We start from the raw sequence: 18,825 nt of genomic DNA on the forward strand, positions 1-18,825 counted from the left end.
TAAATAATGAATAACAAACTAAAACAACTTGCAGTAGCACTACCATTTGCGCTTTTATCAACAACTGCAGCAGCTGATTGGTCAACAACAATCACTGCAGCGTCTGACTACACTTTTAATGGTGTAACACAAACAGATAGCGACCCAGCGATTCAAGGTAGCTTGGACTATGCCTTTGACAGCGGTGTTTACGCAGGTGTGTGGGCTTCAAATGTAGATTTTGGTGACGACACTGATTTTGAACTTGATGCCTATGTAGGTAAGTATGTGCAACTTGATGAGCAATTTAGCGTTGACTACGGTATTGCTTATTACACGTACCAAGGTAATAACAGCGATGGAAACTACGCTGAAGCTTACACAAAATTTGGTTACGCAAGTGAGTACGGACAAACTGAGCTTAACTTTTGGTACAGCTGGGATTACTTTGGAACAGGCGCCGGTCATGTAATTTCAATGGTTGCTCACACTTATGAACTAGCTCCAAACCACGCACTACGTGCAAGTTTTGATATTTCAAATTCACTTGATGGCGATAAGTTTCAGTGGGATGGCGCTAAGGGTGATAAATCATACCACCACTATCGCTTGGCATACCAAACAAGCTACGAAGGTTTTGGTATTGAAGTGGCTGCTGAAAACACAAGCTTAGATTACGATTATGCTGATGAGCGTATCGTACTTGCTGTTTCTCGCACATTTGATCTTTAATACAATTATTACTGATTAAACAAAAATGCCACTCTATTTAGAGTGGCATTTTTATTTATAAACTAACTAACTAACTAACTAACTAACTAACTAACTAACTAACAATATCCCAAGCACTAGTACCCGATGCTGAAAGGTTACTGGTGTTATTGCGTAATACTTTATTACCTACATTAGCTGATGACTCAGGTCGGCTTACTAAATAACCCTGAACAGAACTCACACCCATTTTTTTAACAAGTTCAAACTGCCCAATTTCTTCAACGCCTTCAGCCACAATTTTAAGACCTAACTTTTTCCCTAGATCACTAATTGTATTTAATATGTCGTTATATTTTTGGCTCTTATTAGCTTGAGATATAAACGAGCGATCAATTTTAATAACATCTATTGGTAAATCAGCTAATGTACTTAACGAGCTAAAACCTGTACCAAAATCATCAATTGCAATGGTAATGCCCTCTTCTCTTAATCTACTTAAGTCTTTAATTATTTTAGGGCTGGCTTTAATAAATGTAGATTCAGTAATTTCAAGCATCAGAGACGTAGCTGGTAAGCCGGTTTTTTTAAGCTTCTTCATTACCCAATCATAAATATCACGATGCTTTAATTGAATGCCCGAAACATTAACTGATATTTTCACTTTGCGCATACCTGCATTGTGCCATGCGGCCATCTGTCTACACGATTCAAGCATAATCCAATCGCCAAGCTCTAATATTAAATTAGATTCCTCTGCTATTGGAATAAATTCTGAAGGGGGGATCATACCCTCAACTGGATGATCCCATCGGGTAAGCGCCTCAAAATAATCAATCATACAATCTTCAACATGTACAATCGGTTGAAAAGATAAGTAAAAATCTTTACACGCGACCGCTAAACGCAGCTCTTCAAGTAAATAATGGTAACGGCGCATTTTGTTACCCATTTCTGGTGAGTAAACTTTAAATATCCCCTTACCATCGCTTTTAGCCCTATACATAGCCACGTCAGCTAATTGCAAAAGAGCCTGCGGCGTTGATGCACTTTCTGGATAAGCCGCAATACCAATGCTGGCACTAATTTTTACTATTTTGTTACCTAGCACAAAGTCTTTTTCAAGCTCACTAAGCACGTGTTTAGCAATTTCAACAACTCTGTCGCTATCATCAAGTAACTCTATAAAAATGGAAAATTCATCTCCTCCCAACCTCGATAAGTTTTGTTCTAATTGGTTAGCACTATTTATATTACTTAATTTATGGTGGCGTAGAACATTGGCAAGGCGAGTAGCAACTTGAACTAATATTTCATCACCAAAACTATGACCAAATGAGTCGTTTACTTGTTTAAAGCCATCAAGGTCGATAAACAGGAGTGCGCATTTGAGATCTTCTTGGTTAGCATGATTAATTTGTCTGTCGATATGTTCAATATAAGCATGGCGGTCAATTAACAGCGTCAGTTTGTCTTGGCATATACTGGTTTGTGTTTGTTTTACATAATTAGCAACATGCGTATTTAAACTATTTATAGATTGACCTAAGCTGCTTACACCCAAAGGGTTCTCAGCTGGTTTTACTTGCAAGTTAAATGCAGTTAATAAGCTATTGGCTTGAAGGTTAAGCTCTGCTATCTGATTTTTATAGTGGCGCTTTCTGCGCTCCCTACGTAAATACAAACCAGAACCGAATACTAAAATACATAAGAGTAAAAAGTTAATAGGTGATGCAAGCGTCATTACAATTAGCTTATTTGAATCAGCTGCTACAAACTGGGTCTCAGTGGTTTTAATAAGTAAATAATCGGCAGTAGGCTGCTCAATAATATAATGGCCATTCAAAATGGGGTTATACCAAGGAGCCATTTCAAGAGTGGTATTAGTTATTTCGAAACTTCGTATATCAATACTGGTATTAAATAAATTTATACGGTTGATCTGATTCGTTAACTCTATGTTTATACAAAAACAAAATAGAATTATAATTAGAAAAATAAAACCGAGCGGTTTAAGTTTACTCATAAAAAAAATCCATCTATTTTGCTTCTCCCATTAAACCCACCACCAAAAAACGAATTATATCGCCTGCATTTAGTACTAAGCAAGCACTGATATAATCCTAAGCCATTAGAATAACAAAAAACTGTAACAATAACGGATTAACTCACTCAATTTAATATAGTATAGGTGGGATTAACAAAAATAAACAAAAAGGTTTCAATTGTTTAAAATTTAATACATACCGTCAATAAGCTCTATAATTTTTCTTCAGCGTCAATCTAGGCCACACCATTACAGCCTTTAGTATCTGTCTTTGATAATCCTTTCTGACATTCCCGATGCTTTAATACAACATTTCCTAAAATTATTCTTCAACATCATGCCTTGTTAAAAAACCTAGGAATGTAACAATTATCGCAGATACAATTATTATTTTAATATTTAAAGCTGCCATGCATAGCTAACTTTTGTAAAAAATGTACGTTGATCTCGCTCAATATTTTTAAGAGAATCGTCTTGGTAGCCTCTATCTGAGTAACCCAAATAAAACAACGTTTGTGCATTAATTTTATATGAGTAAACAAGCTGACTACCGTAGTCTTTATTGATTTGGCTAACTTGGTAAAAATAGGCGTTTTCGTCTCTATCAATGTCTTCAAATTGTAAAATTAATTTAAGAATTGAACGCATACTAAATTTATAATGAAGTCTAAAATCGACTAGGTTAGCAGTAAATACACGATCCCCTTGCGGATTATCTAATTGGCTGTAGTTATGTTTTACATCGAGTTGCCAATGGTCGTTAATGTCCCACACCACTTGGGTTTGAGTGTCAAACGCATCGCCTAGTTGCTCATTTGCATAATCAATGCGGCTAGCGTATTCAATATATAACGAAAGCTTTAAATCTTTAGTGGGTTTAAAACCGGTGTAAATAAAACCAATATTTTGATTATAAAAATTATCGTTATAGTTTTCATAACGGTGCACTAAACCAATTTCAAAAATAGATTGCTTTTGGCCTTTGAAGCTTAAAAAGCCTTCGTGTTCTTCTTCAAGTAAGTCGCCGTTTTGCGCCCACGTTTTATCCCAGTCAGCTTCGTATGACCATGAGGTAAGTAAATCAGACTCATCTCTGTACCATGTTTGTCCACCACCAAAGCCTACTTTTTCATAATCTACTTTAGCTTGATAACCTAAATCAGTGCGATAGTCCTGCCCAATATTTTCATACGATGCAAACAATTTGTAATCACGTTTATCGCGCGTAAGTTCTAGGGCATATGCTTCATCTGACTGAGTTTCAGATAGGTTATAATTTTGAATTAAAAATTCAGAGTTACGTGTATCAGCAGATGATACTTGATACAAAAGAGTGTCCGATTGATTAAACCAGTAGCTACCGTCCACTGATAATACAGTGTTGTGATAGTCATCACTTTCTCTGTGCGTGCTTGAAATGCCAATAGTGCCTTGCTGACCTAAGTCATATTGATAACGCCCAGCGGCCGCATTCGTTTTTTTGTTTAGGCTTGCAAAGCCTGAGCCCTGATTCGTAGGCAGTAAAATATTACTATTGTCGTCGTCAGCGAGCATCAAAGCATAACTATGATCACCCGTTTTACCCGTCAGCTTTGCACCTAAGGTAGGCTCTGCAATTGTACGCGTGTATAAAAGCTCAAATAAGCTGCTTTTAAAGTAAGAAGCACCATCTAAAAAGAAAGGTCGTTTTTCGGCGTAATAAATAGAAAATGTTGTATTTACATCAAGCTCTAAAGAGTCTGTTTCTACTTGCGAAAAATCTGGATTGATCGTCGCATTTAAAACAGCGTCCTTGGTTAAACCCCAACGCAAATCTAAGCCCACTTCGGTATCAATATCGCCATTATCCCAGTTGCCCGGTAATTCAGATTTATTATCGTTACGAAGTGCGGTCAATGTAGGTGTTAATTGAATATTTTTACTCGATTCAATATCGCTAAAACCCACTAACTTATCAAACTGACAAAGGCTACATTTTATATTTCTATCAAACCCCATATTTGATAGCTGATATAAAACATCACGTTGATAGTTTCTCATGACTGAAAAACCCCACGTTAGCTCTTTTTCATTTTCAGGAAAGCGCAGTGCCTTAAAAGGAATACGCATTTCAACAACGTAACCTTTCTCGTTAATTTGCCCTGCGCTATCCCAAATAGCATTCCATGAGATATCTGAGCTCCACCCATCGGTGTCGGTCATTCTTATATCGCCTTGTGCACCAAGGGGATTCACATGAAATTCATAACCACTGCGTTCATCATTAAATGTATCAATAACAAGAATAACTACGTCGTCTTCCCACAGCGTATCGCGGTCACGAAGTGATGCACGAATTTGCTCAGGGTTTGGATCCTCTGCAATAAAGGCAACATATAAGTTTGTGCCATCTTCGTAAATAAAAGCATCAGTTTTTACAGGAGGTGTGCCTTTTTCGTTAGGCTCATCTTGGTAGAGTAGAGGTATACGTGTCGCGTTTTTCCAGTGCGCTTCATCCATAACACCATCAATAGTGATATTTGAATCAATACGAGATAAGGGTACTTGCTGTTTACTAGCCGCTACATCAAGGCTTGAGAGTAATAAAACGAAACTTAAAAATAGGAAGGTAAACTTTTTTATTATAGTTATAAAGTACTGCATAAACATCCATTTAGACTGTAATTACTCATAGGGAGTAACTTAAGCTGGGGATTGTAATTTATCCAGGTACATTTGTTAATACTTTGAAATGAAAAATTAACTATTTAATGATAAAGGAGTAACTAATGTTACCCATCAAGTTTCGAGTAGTTTAAGCTTATTGTCTATACCATTCCATACATCAGCGTCCTCTGGTGCAGGTTTAACCTCTGTAATGCGCGGCCATACCAATGCGAGTTCAGCATTTAATTCTGTGAACTCTTTTTGAGATTCTGGTAGCTCATCTTCTTGGTATATTGCATCAGCTGAACATTCAGGGACACATAAACCGCAATCGATACAATCAATCGGGCTAATAGCTAAAAAATTAGGGCCTTCAGAAAATGCATCTGCTGGGCACACTGACACGCAATCGGTGTACTTGCATTTTATACAATTTTCGGTGACTACAAACGCCATACTATTTTAATACCTAAGATTTTAAACAACAGTTGTGGATCATACCCATCCACCCCAAAAATACAATAAATAAGTGCCATATCACCCTATTTTAACGTAAAATACGCGCCTTATGTTTGCACACCCATTGTGCCCTGCATTCCCTTATTGTGAGCGGTAATAATACCCCGCTATGACACCTAAAAGAGATATAAATGATACGTTTAACCGAAATAAAGCTGCCACTTGATCATGACGAAGATGCAATTGGTCAAGCAATTGTAAATAAACTAAAAATCCAACCAGAACAATTGCACAGTTTTAATGTGTTCAAACGTGGTTATGACGCACGTAAAAAATCAGCTATTTTACTTATTTATACACTCGATATAGAAGTTGATAACGAAGCCAAGCTACTCTCAGCATTTGAAAAAGACCAACATGTAAAAGTAGCGCCAGACACAAACTATAAATTTGTAGCCCAAGCCAGCGAAAATATAACAGAGCGCCCTGTCGTTATTGGTTTTGGCCCTTGTGGTTTATTTGCAGGCTTATTACTTGCTCAAATGGGTTTTAATCCCATTATATTAGAGCGCGGTAAAGAAGTACGTGAACGTACAAAAGACACGTTTGGATTTTGGCGTAAACGTACACTTAATACAGAATCAAACGTACAGTTTGGTGAAGGTGGCGCAGGTACTTTCTCAGATGGTAAATTATACAGCCAAGTAAAAGATCCAAAACATTATGGTCGTAAAGTAATAACTGAGTTTGTAGAAGCTGGCGCACCAGATGAAATTTTATACGTAAGTAAGCCACACATTGGTACGTTTAAACTTGTTACCATGATTGAAAAAATGCGTGCTCGTATAATAGAACTTGGCGGCGAAATTCGCTTTAGCACACGTGTTGACGATATTCATTTAGATGATGGGCAAGTAACTGGCTTAACGCTTTCAAATGGCGAGCAGTTAAATACTCGCCATGTTGTATTAGCTGTAGGTCATAGTGCTCGTGACACGTTTGACATGATCCACAAAAAAGGCATTTATGTTGAAGCAAAACCTTTCTCAGTCGGTTTTAGGATCGAGCATAAACAATCAATGATTGATGAATGCCGTTTTGGTACGAATGCTGGTAACCCTATTTTAGGCTCTGCCGATTATAAACTTGTTCACCATTGTGATAATGGTCGCACAGTTTACAGCTTTTGTATGTGCCCAGGTGGCACAGTAGTCGCTGCAACCTCTGAAGAGGGCCGCGTTGTTACCAACGGTATGAGCCAATATTCACGAAGTGAGCGCAACGCTAACAGTGCTATTGTTGTAGGTATTTCTCCAGAGCAGGATTTCCCGGGTAATCCTCTTGCAGGTATAGACTTACAGCGCAAACTTGAAGAACAAGCGTATGAGCTTGGTGGTAGCAACTACGATGCACCAGCACAGTTAATTGGCGACTTTTTAAAAGGTAAATCATCAGAAAACTTAGGTGAAGTACAACCTTCTTACACACCCGGTATTAAGTTAACTGATTTAAGTAAGGTACTACCGCAATTTGCTATTGATGCTCTTCGCGAAGCGATACCTGCGTTTAATAAACAAATTCGTGGCTTTTCCACTAACGACGGTTTACTAACCGGCGTTGAAACACGTACTTCGTCGCCAATCAGTATTAAACGCGATAAAACGTTCCAAAGCATTAATACTAAAGGGCTTTACCCTGCAGGTGAAGGTGCAGGTTACGCTGGCGGTATTTTATCAGCGGGTATTGATGGCATTAAAGCGGCTGAAGCGGTCGCACTGTCTATGTTAGAAAACGCTTAAACCTCTTTTTTAAGCTGTTTATCGAAAAGCCTCACTTTGTGAGGCTTTTTTGTGCTAAATGTATAGAAAACAATAACAACTTAAGCGCCTCAACAATGATCAAAACATTTACCTTTTCGCTGCTTAGTGTATTAGCAATTTTTAACGCTAAAGCACAAGAACTAAAAACCATCGATGAAATTCACAGTGCATATAAAAATAATTCTATTAATGCACAGCAACTCACCCAAAATTATATAGACCGAATTAATAAACTTAATCCACAATATAATGCAGTTATTAGTCTAGAGCCTACAGCACTTGCTCAAGCTAAAACGCTAGATGAACTTGCCACTAAAGGAACTTGGGCTGGACCTTTACATGGAATACCTGTACTTCTTAAAGATAATATTGAGACTAAAGGCACACTTCCCACAACGGCTGGCTCTTTAGCACTTAAAAATAACGTTACTGATAATGATGCTTTTGTTGTTAAACAACTACGTAATGCAGGCGCTATAATTTTAGGCAAAGCTAATTTAAGTGAATGGGCAAATTTTCGTTCATCCTATTCATCTTCAGGCTGGAGTGCCGTAGGCGGACAAACACATAATGCGCACGATGTAACACGTAACCCATGTGGTTCTAGCGCAGGTTCTGCTGTTGCAGTAGCACTTAACTTTGCGCCCATAGCATTAGGGACTGAAACAGACGGTTCAATTACGTGCCCTGCCTCAGTAAATGGAGTTTATGCAATAAAACCGAGTATGGGCCAAGTATCACGCTCAGGTGTTGTGCCTCTTTCAAGTAGCCAAGATTCAGTAGGGCCGATGGCGCATTCACTTAAAGATTCGCTACTGGTTTTATCTGTTTTGCAAGGTGAGGACTCTCTTGATACGACAACTACAGGGTTTGAATTAAAAACAGGTAATCTAAAATCAAAATCATCACTTATTATTGGTGCGCTACCTAGCGATAAATTTACAATTGAAACGCAGCGCCTTTATGCCAAGCAGTTACAAGCATTAAAACAGGCTGGGCACACTATTATTAATGTAGATATTACTGACAACTTAGATACGCTATTTGTTGATGAATACTATATTTTACTTTACGACTTCAAAGCCGAAATTAATCACTACCTCGCAAGCACTCCAACACAAGTAGCTGTTAAAAGCCTAAAAGCACTTATTAATTTTAATATTCAAAATAAAAATACAGAAATGCCCCACTTTGAGCAAGATATCCTTGTTCAATCGCAGGCTATTGATTTAACGAACAAACAAAAATACCAAGAGACTAAAGAACGCTATCGTACTTTAGCAACGACAGCCATCGTTAATGTATATAAAAACAACAAGCTTGATATTGTTATAGCGCCTACAGTATCGCCCGCCTGGAAAACAGACTTAGTTAATGGTGATAATTTTAATGGCAGTAGTAGTTCGTTATCTGCTATTGCAGGCACAACGCACATAACACTACCGGTCGGAAAAGTAAGTGGTTTACCGGTTGGTTTATCCATAATAGCAAATAAACAGGACGAGCAAGCGGCTTATTTATACGCAAATATTATTGATGAGGTGTTATCACCAGGCACAAAAAAACCTGAGTAAACTCAGGTTTTTTTAACTAAACGGCGTTAACTATGACTTTTTAAGTGACAGTTTTTCGCCTTTTAAGCTTTTGCGAACGCTTGAAATACGTGAGCGATTTACTGCTCTCGCTTCACCAGTTGCTTGTCCTGATAACTTGTTAGAGCGTGTACGGCGTAAATGCGCTGGTTTTTTACCAATTTTATCAATGAGTACTTCACGGTTACTTACTTCGTAACCTTCTAGATATACACGTTTGATTTTTTGACCGATTAACGTTTCAATTTCAAACAAGGTGTTTTCTTCTTCGCGGCTAACAAATGAGATTGCTTGACCTTGGCGACCAGCACGACCTGTACGGCCAATACGGTGAACGTAATCTTCTGCAAGCCATGGTAAATCAATATTAATTACACGAGGTAAACCATCAATATCAATACCACGAGCTGCCACTTCTGTAGCCACTAATACGCGCACTTTGCCTTCTTTAAATTCACGTAAAGCACGACGACGGTTACCTTGAGATTTATCACCGTGGCAAACGCCTGCCGGAATACCATCAAGATTAAGCTCTTTAACAAGCTCATCAGCGGTTTCTTTCATGTTTACGAAGACAAGCACTTGTTGCCAGTTTTTCTTACCAATCAATTCAGAAAGTAGCTCTTGCTTACGACGTTCTTCAACTGGGTAAACAACATGTTCAACGGTACTTGCTGTACTGTTAGTTTGATCAACACGTACTATTTCAGCTTGTTTCAATACTTTAGATGCAAATTGTTTAATTGCTGCAGGGAATGTAGCTGAGAAAAGTAAAATCTGGCGCTCTTCTGCACAGCTTTTAATAACGTTTTGCATATCTTCAATAAAGCCCATATCAAGCATACGGTCAGCTTCATCAAGAACAAGGTGCTTAACACTTGCAAGGCTTAAGTTACCTAGGCGAATATGGTCAAATAAACGACCCGGTGTTGCAACAACAATATCTACACCTTCTTTTAAAGCGTTTGCTTGGCCAGCAGTGCTCACACCACCAAATAAACTAACGACTTTAAGTGATGTATGCTTTGCAAAATCTCTAAAGTTATTAGCTATTTGTTCTGCAAGTTCACGCGTTGGTGCAAGTACTAATGCATGAGGTGCATTAGTTGTGCTGAGTTCAGACTCAACCAATTTTTGGATGATAGGTAAAGCAAACGCGGCAGTTTTGCCGGTACCAGTTTGTGCACTGGCTAAAACGTCTTTACCTTTACGAACAGCAGGAATTGCTGCGCGCTGAATGGGCGTAAGGGTGTGATAGTTAAGTTCGTCCAACGCCTGGATGATTTCAGGAGCGAAACTAAAAGATTTAAAATTCATGCTGTATAACCTACGGCCACATTATCAAGGGTCGCAAATTATACAGTAAAAACGAGCTAACAGTTAGTCATAACTTATCTTTTAACGTGTTTAATCTACTTTATAGCGTTTAAATATTAAAGAGGTGTTAATACCACCAAACGCAAAGTTATTACTCATCACGTAATCGGTATTAATCTCACGCCCTTGATGCCTTATGTAATCAAGCTGAGCACATTCGTCATCAACGTTATCTAAATTAATTGTTGGTGCAAACCAGTTATCAGCCATCATATTAATACTTGCCCATGCTTCTATTGCACCACAAGCACCTAATGTATGCCCCAAATAACTTTTTAACGAGCTAATAGGTTTGCTGCCCAATGCTTTAAACGTTGCGTGAGACTCGGCAATATCACCTTTATCTGTTGATGTACCATGCGCATTAACGTAACCAATTTTTTCTGATTCTAGATTGGCATCTTGCAGTGCCATTTCTATCGCTAGTTGCATTGTTTTTGATGTTGGTTGAGTAACGTGCTGCCCATCAGAATTACAACCAAAACCAACCACCTCAGCTAATATTGTTGCTCCGCGCGCTTTTGCATGTTCGTATTCTTCTAAAATAAGTGTACCCGCGCCTTCGCCTATCACTAAGCCATCGCGATTTTTATCAAAAGGTCTTGGTGTTTTTTTTGGTGTTTGATTTTGTGTAGATGTTGCATAAAGCGTATCAAATACGGCGGCTTCAGTAATACATAACTCTTCAGCTCCACCAGCCACCATTATTTTTTGTCGGCCAAACTTAATCGCTTCATAGGCGTAGCCTATTCCTTGAGATCCCGATGTACAAGCAGAGCTTGTTGTTATAACACGCCCTTTTAAACCAAAAAACACACCCACATTTACAGGGGCAGTATGCGCCATCATTTTAATGTAACTCGTTGCTGTTACACCTGACATCGACCCCGTTTCCATCATATTTGCAAAGGCGAGTAATGGCGCAGTAGAGCCCGTAGATGAGCCATATGCTATGCCCGTAGAGCCATCTGTTAGACTTTCGTGCTCGAGTAGTTTGGCTTGTTCAAGTGCGCACTCAGTAGCACGAGTTGACATAAGTGACACTCGCCCCATTGAACGGATTTGTTTACGTTTATAATGACTTGGTCGCTCAAAGTGTTTAACTGGCGCGGCTAAACGAGTATTGAGATCGTCGGCTATATCCCACTCTGGCATAGTAACAACAGCATTTTCGCCTTTAATTAAGGCTTGTTTGAATTCAGACCAATCATCGCCCAATGCAGTGACCACAGACATGCCTGTTACAACAACGCGTTTAATCAAACCATGCCACCATTAACCGAAATCACTTGGCGTGTTATGTAAGCTGCATCATCAGACATTAAAAAAGCGACTGTGCCTGCGACTTCTTTAACGCTCCCCATGCGCTTTAGGGGTATCATTTTCATCATTTCATCAATAGGTAATTCATCAGTCATCGGGGTTTCTATTAAACCAGGTGCCACACAATTAACTGTAATTTTGCGTTTTGCCAATTCTAATGCAAGTGCTTTAGTGGCCCCAATAATACCGGCTTTTGCTGCACTATAATTTACTTGCCCTCGGTTACCTGCAATACCCGATACAGACGACATTGTAATTATGCGCCCACCTTTACGGCTTTGTACCATAGGCATTACAGTTGGGTGTACTACATTATAAAACCCATCAAGGCCTGTACGTATTACACAATCCCAATCTTCCCCTTGCATAGCAGGAAATGCCATATCGTTAGTAATACCTGCATTACACACCACGCCGTAATAAGCGCCATGCTGAGCTATATCTTCTATTATTTGTGTTTTGGCCTGCTCTCTGTCACATACATCAAATTGTAATAAACTGGTGGCCCTACCTAATGCATTAATTTCATCGCATGTTGCTTGAGCTTGCTCAACACCTGCTCTGCAATGTACTGCAATATCAAACCCTTGCTCAGCAAGTTTTAACGCAATAGCTTTACCAATGCCACGGCTTGAACCCGTAACTAAAATTCTTTTTGTCATTGATTTTCTCTTATAAATTCCAACGGGTTTTCAGGCTGAAATACATTAATTTTTGCTTGGCAAAGTAGAGTTTCACACGCGAGTATTTGGCATTCAAATACACTTAAACCTGACTCTTCTTGATATAGTTTTTTCACTTCAATAGTCAACTTACTGCCGTTTTTAAAACCCGGTTGATAAGTTTGATATTTTCGCGTGCCAATTAAAAAACCAATTTTTACAGGTTTATTTTCATCATTCGCCAACGCACCAGCATAAGCGGCAATAGACTGCGCCATGTACTCAACACCAATATAGCTAGGTACGCCATTAATCGCAGGACTAAAAAAAGGGCTTTGCTCAGTTATAGTAACTCCGCACTGAGCTTCATCTTCGCTGTATGTCAAAAGGCTATCTATTAAAATCATTGGCGCATCATGCGGGACTACTTGCTCTATAAGGTAATTAGTCAACGTTAACTCCCAATATTAAGCTGGCATTATTACCGCCAAACGCAAATGAATTAGATAAACAGTATTTAAGAGCGGGCTTAAACGCTTGTTTTATTATTTTTATATCAGCCAAATCACTGCCTTCTTTAATCACGTTATATGGCAGCATATGTTGGCCGCTGTCTTTTAATAATAACCAACATATACCGGCTTCAATAGCGCCTGCAGCACCAAGGGTATGCCCTGTTAAATGCTTACTAGAGCTAAGCGGGGTATTGTTGCCAAACACGCGATTAATTGCAAGTGCTTCCATTTCGTCATTTTTTACAGTAGCCGTACCGTGAGCGTTAATATAATCAATATCACCACAGGATAACTTTGCACTTTTTAGTGCTTTTTCCATTGAGGCTTGGGCGCCCACCCCATTAGGATCGGGGGCTGACATATGATGCGCATCTGAACTTTCGCCACTGCCTAGTAACATAACGCCGTTATTTGTTATTGGCATATTTTTAGTCATTACAAATAAAGCGGCCCCTTCACCAATATTAATGCCGTCTCTGGTGCTAGAAAAAGGCTGGCATAAACCCAAGCTTAATGAAGCGAGCGAATCAAAGCCATTAATTGTTAATTGGCACAAACTATCCGCACCACCACAAATTACCACATCGGCTAAATCAGCATTTAGCAAAGCTCGGGCGCTAATTAACGCTTTGCTACTCGACGTGCACGCAGTAGAAATACTGTAACAAGGCCCTAGAGCCCCTATTTTATGTGCAATGTAATGAGCGGGTGTAGCTAACTCTTGATCACTGTAACTAAAGTCATCAGGCCAGAGTTTTGTACTTTCATAGCTTTTACGCGCTCTTTCACCATCATGAATACCTGATGTACTAGTACCCATTACAATTGCGATACGCGACTTATCAATATGCAAAAGTTTATCTAAGGTTGGCTTAATCTGCTCTAAAGCTAGATCAATAAATGTATTTATACGTTTATTATTTGATAAAGCAATAGACTGAACTTGCCCAACATAAAGCGGAGTTTGCTCAGCACTTAAACTTTTATTTAAAGTTAATAAAGGAGTTGCAGGGTTATATTTATTTAAGCTTGTTGTGGTTGCATCTTGGCCTATGCCCATCGCGCTCACAATGCCTAAATCATTCAGCCAATATGTCACTGTTCTACCTTTTTAAATGTTATTTGATACTGATGTAAAATATTGTTCAACGTTGTCGACTCACCACTATAGTCAATGGTGATAAATGTACCCTCATCGTTAAATACTTCCCGATTAGAGCCAACCTGCTCTATTAAAGCACCCTCTAACTGCTTTTGTAAAAATGCTACTGGCCAATGTACTAATGCAATATCCGCCAAGATATAATGAGGGTCTATCCCTTCTACCGCCAGCATATTCCGTGTTTTTACCGGACCATTTAAAGGTTTTTCAAGCTCCATAATTGGAAAGCCTTGTACTGTCATTAACAATAACTTAATTGCACCTTTGTCATTTATAGCTAATTGGGCAAATACAGTATGTGTTTTTTGCTGATTTGTAATATACAAAACATGCTGCCAAGACTTATCAAACATTTGTGCTGGCACGCTATTAATATTTAATTGAATATTAGGTGATAGATACACTCTATTTTTAGATGCTGTAAAACTCGTACAGGCGCTCAATACAGCAAATATGAATACACTACACACCGCATACTTAATTAATTTTGACATAACTGAGCCAAGACATTTAAACGGCGTTCACTTTGTGCAACAAATGGGTTATTTGTATCCCATGCGTAGCCCGCTAAAATAGCACTAATCATTTCTCGTACCTGAGTATTTTGCTCAGAGTAAAATATTACATCCTGAAAACGCGTATCGTACCATCCTGTTACAAATGTTCTAAAACAATCAACTCCAGCTTGTAATTGCTGTGCGTAGTGAGTGTCAAAATCGACGACTTCGTTTTTTAAATAGCAATCAACAAGTGGAGCAACTAAATTTGCAGATTTAAGTGCAATTGTTACACCTGATGAAAATACCGGATCTAAAAATTCCCCCGCATTACCTAATAAAGCAAAGTGCTTACCATATAACTTACTCACATTTGCCGAGTAGCCTTTAATATTTTTTGCTGGAGTTAATAACTCTCGTTGTGCTAACAGTGTTTTTAAATAAGGATCTTGCTCTATAAATTGATTTAGTAAATCGCTAGATTCGTCGTTATTAAAACGCTCTGACTGCGCCACCACCCCAATACTCGCAGTACCATCACTAAAGGGAATAAGCCAATACCACACATCAGAATATTGAGGGTGCACGGTAATCAAAATTTTATTACGATCGAAGCTTGAATCACTAATATTGTCTTTAAAATGACTAAAATAAGCGCTGCGAACAGGAAAGCTAGAGGGAAGTTCTAAATCTAACAATTTTGGTAATACACGCCCAAAGCCACTTGCGTCCAATACAAATCGGGCATTAACGCGGTAAGCTTGTTGCTGCTCATTGTGTACCACTAATGATGCACCATTTGGCTCATCACAGTAGTCAACCACGGTGTGCTTATATCTGATCTCTACGCCTTGTCCTTGTGCTTTGTCTGCTAATAATTTGTCAAAGTCAGCTCTTTTCACTTGATACGTAGTGCCTGGGCCTTTAGTAAATTTTTCGGTAAAGTTTATAGTCGTATTTTGCCCTGCCCGATGAAAAGCAGCGCCATCTTTAAACTGAAAACCTAAAGTCGCTGCATTGTCATGCAGTATATCGATTAAGCCCGCCTCTTCTAAGAACGCCATACATTGCGGCAGTAAGCTTTCACCAATTGAAAAACGTGGAAACGCCTGCTGTTCAAGTACCAGCACCCGCCATCCCTTTTGTACTAAAAGGCTACTAGCCAATGCACCCGAAGGCCCAGCGCCAATAACAACAACATCGTACTGCTCAAGGTTATTCAAATTATTGTTCCTTTTGAGGCTTTACAACACTCAGTGGTGATAAAAAGTAAATAGCTAAAATCCCTACCATTACACTCAGCCCAAAGCTAAAAATAGCGGGTGTATCAGATGCACTCAGCATGCCAAATACCCACATTGATGACGCTGCAGATAAACTAATCGCCAGTACATTTTTGGGCTCTAACTTATTTATTTGATAAAAAACGAGGTAATCAATTGCTAAAGCAATAACAAGTAACGCACCGAGTAAATTAAATAACGACAAACTACCTTGAATCGCATTACATATCCAAAGCATGCCCAACACCACAACAGATAAAATGGTTACTTGCAGAAGCGCTATCCTAATCGTAAATCGCCAACTAAAAAGCAGCCAACTAATAAAACCCGCAAGCACTAGGCTTAATAGTAGATACTCTCGGTAGTCACTTAATAAAGCACTAATTTGTTTAGGTTTATTATAAAGGTAAATTCCATTGTTTTTTTCAACCTCATTAATTAGTTGATCAGCTGAAATACCCGAAATAGACACCCACGTTATCGATTGTTCTTTCTCAACAACCATTTGAGAAAGCAGTAATGGTTTAAATGTACTCGTGGCGAGTGTTTTATAAGTTAATAACGGTGCTTTTGTACTTGCTAACGCTTGCCCCGTAACGCGCTCTGCAATATCCAAAGTCCCTTCGTTTTTAGCCTGTTCAAACAAGACTTGGTTGTGCCTCTGTTTTTGTAAACTAGGCAACCAATGGCTAATGCTATTATGTTTAAAATTAGGGTTTAGTTGCGTTAAGCGGTTTAAAAATTGTTCTTGTTTTTGTAAAAGCGCTTCGTCGCTATCTGCAAACATAAAAACAATTTGGCTATCCCATTGCCCAAGTAATAACAAATGCTTTTTTTCGTTTAGCATTAGATGCTCGGGGCTCGCGTTTAATAGCTTTACATCATCATTAAAGCTAATGGGTTTTATTAAAAATAACGCACTTATAAGGGCTAATAACGTAATTAGTATTGGCTTTTTTAAACTATTGCAGTGTAAAAAAACCTGAATGAGCTTTTGACTCATCAATAAACTCGGAGGCGATAACGTGAGTGTAGATTGCCACAATGGCAAAACTAAAACTGTAAATAGCCAAGCACTCACCAAACCCGCAATAACAAACACACCGACTTGAGATAATAACGTTAGTGGCGCACCTAGTAAGCAGAGATAACCCAGCGTAGTAGTAATAAGAGATAGTAAAAGCGCAGATTGTGTCCCTCTGCTGTAGCCTTTTTCATGCTCTTTTTTGGCTAAGTCTGTCATACCATGAAATGCATAATCAATGGCAATACCAATCAAGGTAACTGCAAAAACAAGCGTTAATAAATGAATAGTATTAAACAGCAACACCATAGCGATAGCGCCGCCAATAAGTGCACTTAGTACGGTAAAGCTTGCCAATAAAATACTGTTTAAACGCCTAAATACCCAAAATACCATAACAATAAGGGCTAATAAGCTAATGCCACCAAACAGGCTCATCTCGTATTTAGCTTGTTTAGCATTTTCAGCCGTATGAAATAGCACACCAGAGTAAGTAATGCTTAAATCAGAGTAGGTTTTATTAAGGATATTGATCTGTTTAATTATTGTATCCGCTAAATCAATTGATTTATTAACCCCTAAATTTTCAGGCGCTAAATTTGCCAAAATAACACGGTATTCAACGCCTTTTAAACGTCGAGTTAAACGACCTTGTTCGAGCGTAAACAATTGGCTTTGTCTTAAGTTATCTTCTATAAATGCCGCTAAGCTCAAACTTGTATCTTTGCTTAAGGTAGCACTTACAAATGGGTTGCCTAACTGATTTAATTGCTCAAGGTAATAATGTTCAAACGTTGTTTTTTCGCTTAATATTTGCTTGTAAGTATCACTTAATAACGCATGTTTGAAAGGTGAGAATGTTTGCGCTAAATCGTTAACGGACGGAAAGTTAAATGTGCTTTTAATTGCATTAACGTCAAGCCATTTTTGGAAATTATCAAATGCTTTATTTTTATTATTTCCTGCAAATGAGAACATGATACGGTTAGCATTTTGCTGAAAAAAGACATCTTCCGCATGTGCAATTTGGGAATGCGACTTTGGCAATAAGCTAAACATATCGGCGCTAAACGTTGGTTTAGACAACCAAAAAGCAGCAGCAAAAAGTAAAATTAAACTGCTAAACCACCCAACAATAACGGTAATTCGTTTTGTCATTGCACTATTCCCTTAATTAACCACTGCATTATTTAAAAACATAATTTTATTTGGGATAAGTAAACTCAATTTTTGTTTTATTTCCTGAGTGCTCATTTAGTACAATACTGCTCACTTGCTTAGCAGCTTCACATAAAATAAAATCACTAAATAATTGCTGTAACATCGCTTCTTTTGGTGTTAACTGTGTGCAGCTACCTTGCATTTTAGCAATATCAAAACGAGTTTCCAGCGCACTCATATCTACGCTGAGTAAGTCACTCAGTAATCCTACAAATTGCTCGCTACCGGGTTGTGGTATTAACTCACCATTAGCATTTTGTGCAAGCACTTTGCCGTTTTCTATTATGAGCATGCTCTCAACAGGCATTTTCACTTGCCAAATGAGCTTTTCATCAATCAACGAAAAAACACCCGACGAAATAAAAGGTTTAGCAAATCCATTAAATTGCTTATATTGCTTAAACTCACCTTTAATTGGTGCTGCATTTACTACAGAGCAAAACAGTAAAAAGCTAATGGCTACACTCAATGTAAAACATTTTAATAAATTCATCTAAATCGCCTATA

15 protein-coding genes are annotated in these 18,825 nt (G+C 38.4%); 3 read left to right on the plus strand and 12 right to left on the minus strand.

Features of this window, described 5'->3' with window-relative positions; all coding sequences use genetic code 11:
• The first annotated feature begins 6 nt into the window (after positions 1 to 6).
• Entirely contained in the window at positions 7 to 711 is a 705-nt protein-coding gene (locus WNY79_RS00805) for a TorF family putative porin (RefSeq protein ID WP_024599927.1), read from the plus strand.
• Positions 712 to 805: 94 nt separating this feature from the next.
• Here the strand turns inward: WNY79_RS00805 and WNY79_RS00810 are convergent, their stop codons facing one another.
• From WNY79_RS00810 to fdxA, 3 genes are all read right to left on the minus strand, one after another.
• Entirely contained in the window at positions 806 to 2,716 is a 1,911-nt protein-coding gene (locus WNY79_RS00810; protein WP_076924763.1) for a bifunctional diguanylate cyclase/phosphodiesterase, read from the minus strand.
• A gap of 420 nt (positions 2,717 to 3,136) precedes the next feature.
• Positions 3,137 to 5,380, minus strand: a complete 2,244-nt coding sequence (locus tag WNY79_RS00815; protein WP_342874827.1) for a DUF5916 domain-containing protein — start codon at positions 5,378 to 5,380, stop codon at positions 3,137 to 3,139.
• Positions 5,381 to 5,515: 135 nt separating this feature from the next.
• Positions 5,516 to 5,839, minus strand: coding sequence for a ferredoxin FdxA (gene fdxA, locus WNY79_RS00820; RefSeq protein ID WP_342874828.1), 324 nt, complete (start codon positions 5,837 to 5,839; stop codon positions 5,516 to 5,518).
• Between the two features lie 194 nt (positions 5,840 to 6,033).
• On the opposite strand from fdxA, the gene WNY79_RS00825 reads away from it, so the two are divergent.
• The gene (locus WNY79_RS00825; protein ID WP_076924765.1) at positions 6,034 to 7,641 is read left to right on the plus strand and encodes an NAD(P)/FAD-dependent oxidoreductase; all 1,608 of its coding nucleotides are present in this window, start codon (positions 6,034 to 6,036) and stop codon (positions 7,639 to 7,641) included.
• Positions 7,642 to 7,736: 95 nt separating this feature from the next.
• Positions 7,737 to 9,236: an amidase family protein gene (locus tag WNY79_RS00830; protein WP_342874829.1), complete on the plus strand. Its 1,500-nt coding sequence runs from the start codon at positions 7,737 to 7,739 to the stop codon at positions 9,234 to 9,236.
• Positions 9,237 to 9,266: 30 nt separating this feature from the next.
• On the opposite strand, the gene WNY79_RS00835 is transcribed toward WNY79_RS00830, so the two are convergent.
• The 9 genes from WNY79_RS00835 to WNY79_RS00875 all read right to left on the minus strand — a co-directional run bounded on the left by WNY79_RS00835 (position 9,267) and on the right by WNY79_RS00875 (position 18,811).
• On the minus strand, positions 9,267 to 10,571 hold the full coding sequence (locus tag WNY79_RS00835) for a DEAD/DEAH box helicase (RefSeq protein WP_002958629.1): 1,305 nt from the start codon (positions 10,569 to 10,571) through the stop codon (positions 9,267 to 9,269).
• A gap of 90 nt (positions 10,572 to 10,661) precedes the next feature.
• The gene (locus WNY79_RS00840; RefSeq protein ID WP_342875017.1) at positions 10,662 to 11,891 is read right to left on the minus strand and encodes a beta-ketoacyl-ACP synthase; all 1,230 of its coding nucleotides are present in this window, start codon (positions 11,889 to 11,891) and stop codon (positions 10,662 to 10,664) included.
• Entirely contained in the window at positions 11,891 to 12,616 is a 726-nt protein-coding gene (gene fabG, locus WNY79_RS00845; RefSeq protein ID WP_342874830.1) for a 3-oxoacyl-ACP reductase FabG, read from the minus strand. Before fabG ends, WNY79_RS00840 begins: the two co-directional genes overlap by 1 nt.
• Positions 12,613 to 13,068 carry a hotdog family protein gene (locus tag WNY79_RS00850; protein WP_024606155.1) on the minus strand — a complete coding sequence of 152 codons (456 nt, stop codon included), beginning with the start codon at positions 13,066 to 13,068 and terminating at the stop codon, positions 12,613 to 12,615. Before WNY79_RS00850 ends, fabG begins: the two co-directional genes overlap by 4 nt.
• A complete protein-coding gene (locus tag WNY79_RS00855; protein WP_342874831.1) occupies positions 13,061 to 14,230 on the minus strand; it encodes a beta-ketoacyl-ACP synthase in 1,170 nt (389 codons plus the stop codon). The genes WNY79_RS00850 and WNY79_RS00855 overlap by 8 nt, the downstream gene beginning before the upstream one ends.
• A complete protein-coding gene (locus WNY79_RS00860; protein ID WP_076924768.1) occupies positions 14,227 to 14,787 on the minus strand; it encodes a DUF3261 domain-containing protein in 561 nt (186 codons plus the stop codon). The genes WNY79_RS00855 and WNY79_RS00860 overlap by 4 nt, the downstream gene beginning before the upstream one ends.
• Positions 14,775 to 16,013, minus strand: coding sequence for an NAD(P)/FAD-dependent oxidoreductase (locus WNY79_RS00865; RefSeq protein ID WP_342874832.1), 1,239 nt, complete (start codon positions 16,011 to 16,013; stop codon positions 14,775 to 14,777). The genes WNY79_RS00860 and WNY79_RS00865 overlap by 13 nt, the downstream gene beginning before the upstream one ends.
• A gap of 1 nt (position 16,014) precedes the next feature.
• Positions 16,015 to 18,255, minus strand: coding sequence for a transporter (locus tag WNY79_RS00870; protein ID WP_342874833.1), 2,241 nt, complete (start codon positions 18,253 to 18,255; stop codon positions 16,015 to 16,017).
• Between the two features lie 46 nt (positions 18,256 to 18,301).
• A complete protein-coding gene (locus WNY79_RS00875; protein ID WP_342874834.1) occupies positions 18,302 to 18,811 on the minus strand; it encodes an outer membrane lipoprotein carrier protein LolA in 510 nt (169 codons plus the stop codon).
• Positions 18,812 to 18,825 lie beyond the last annotated feature (14 nt).

The organism is Pseudoalteromonas sp. AS84 (assembly GCF_038900255.1).
Taxonomy (GTDB): domain Bacteria; phylum Pseudomonadota; class Gammaproteobacteria; order Enterobacterales; family Alteromonadaceae; genus Pseudoalteromonas.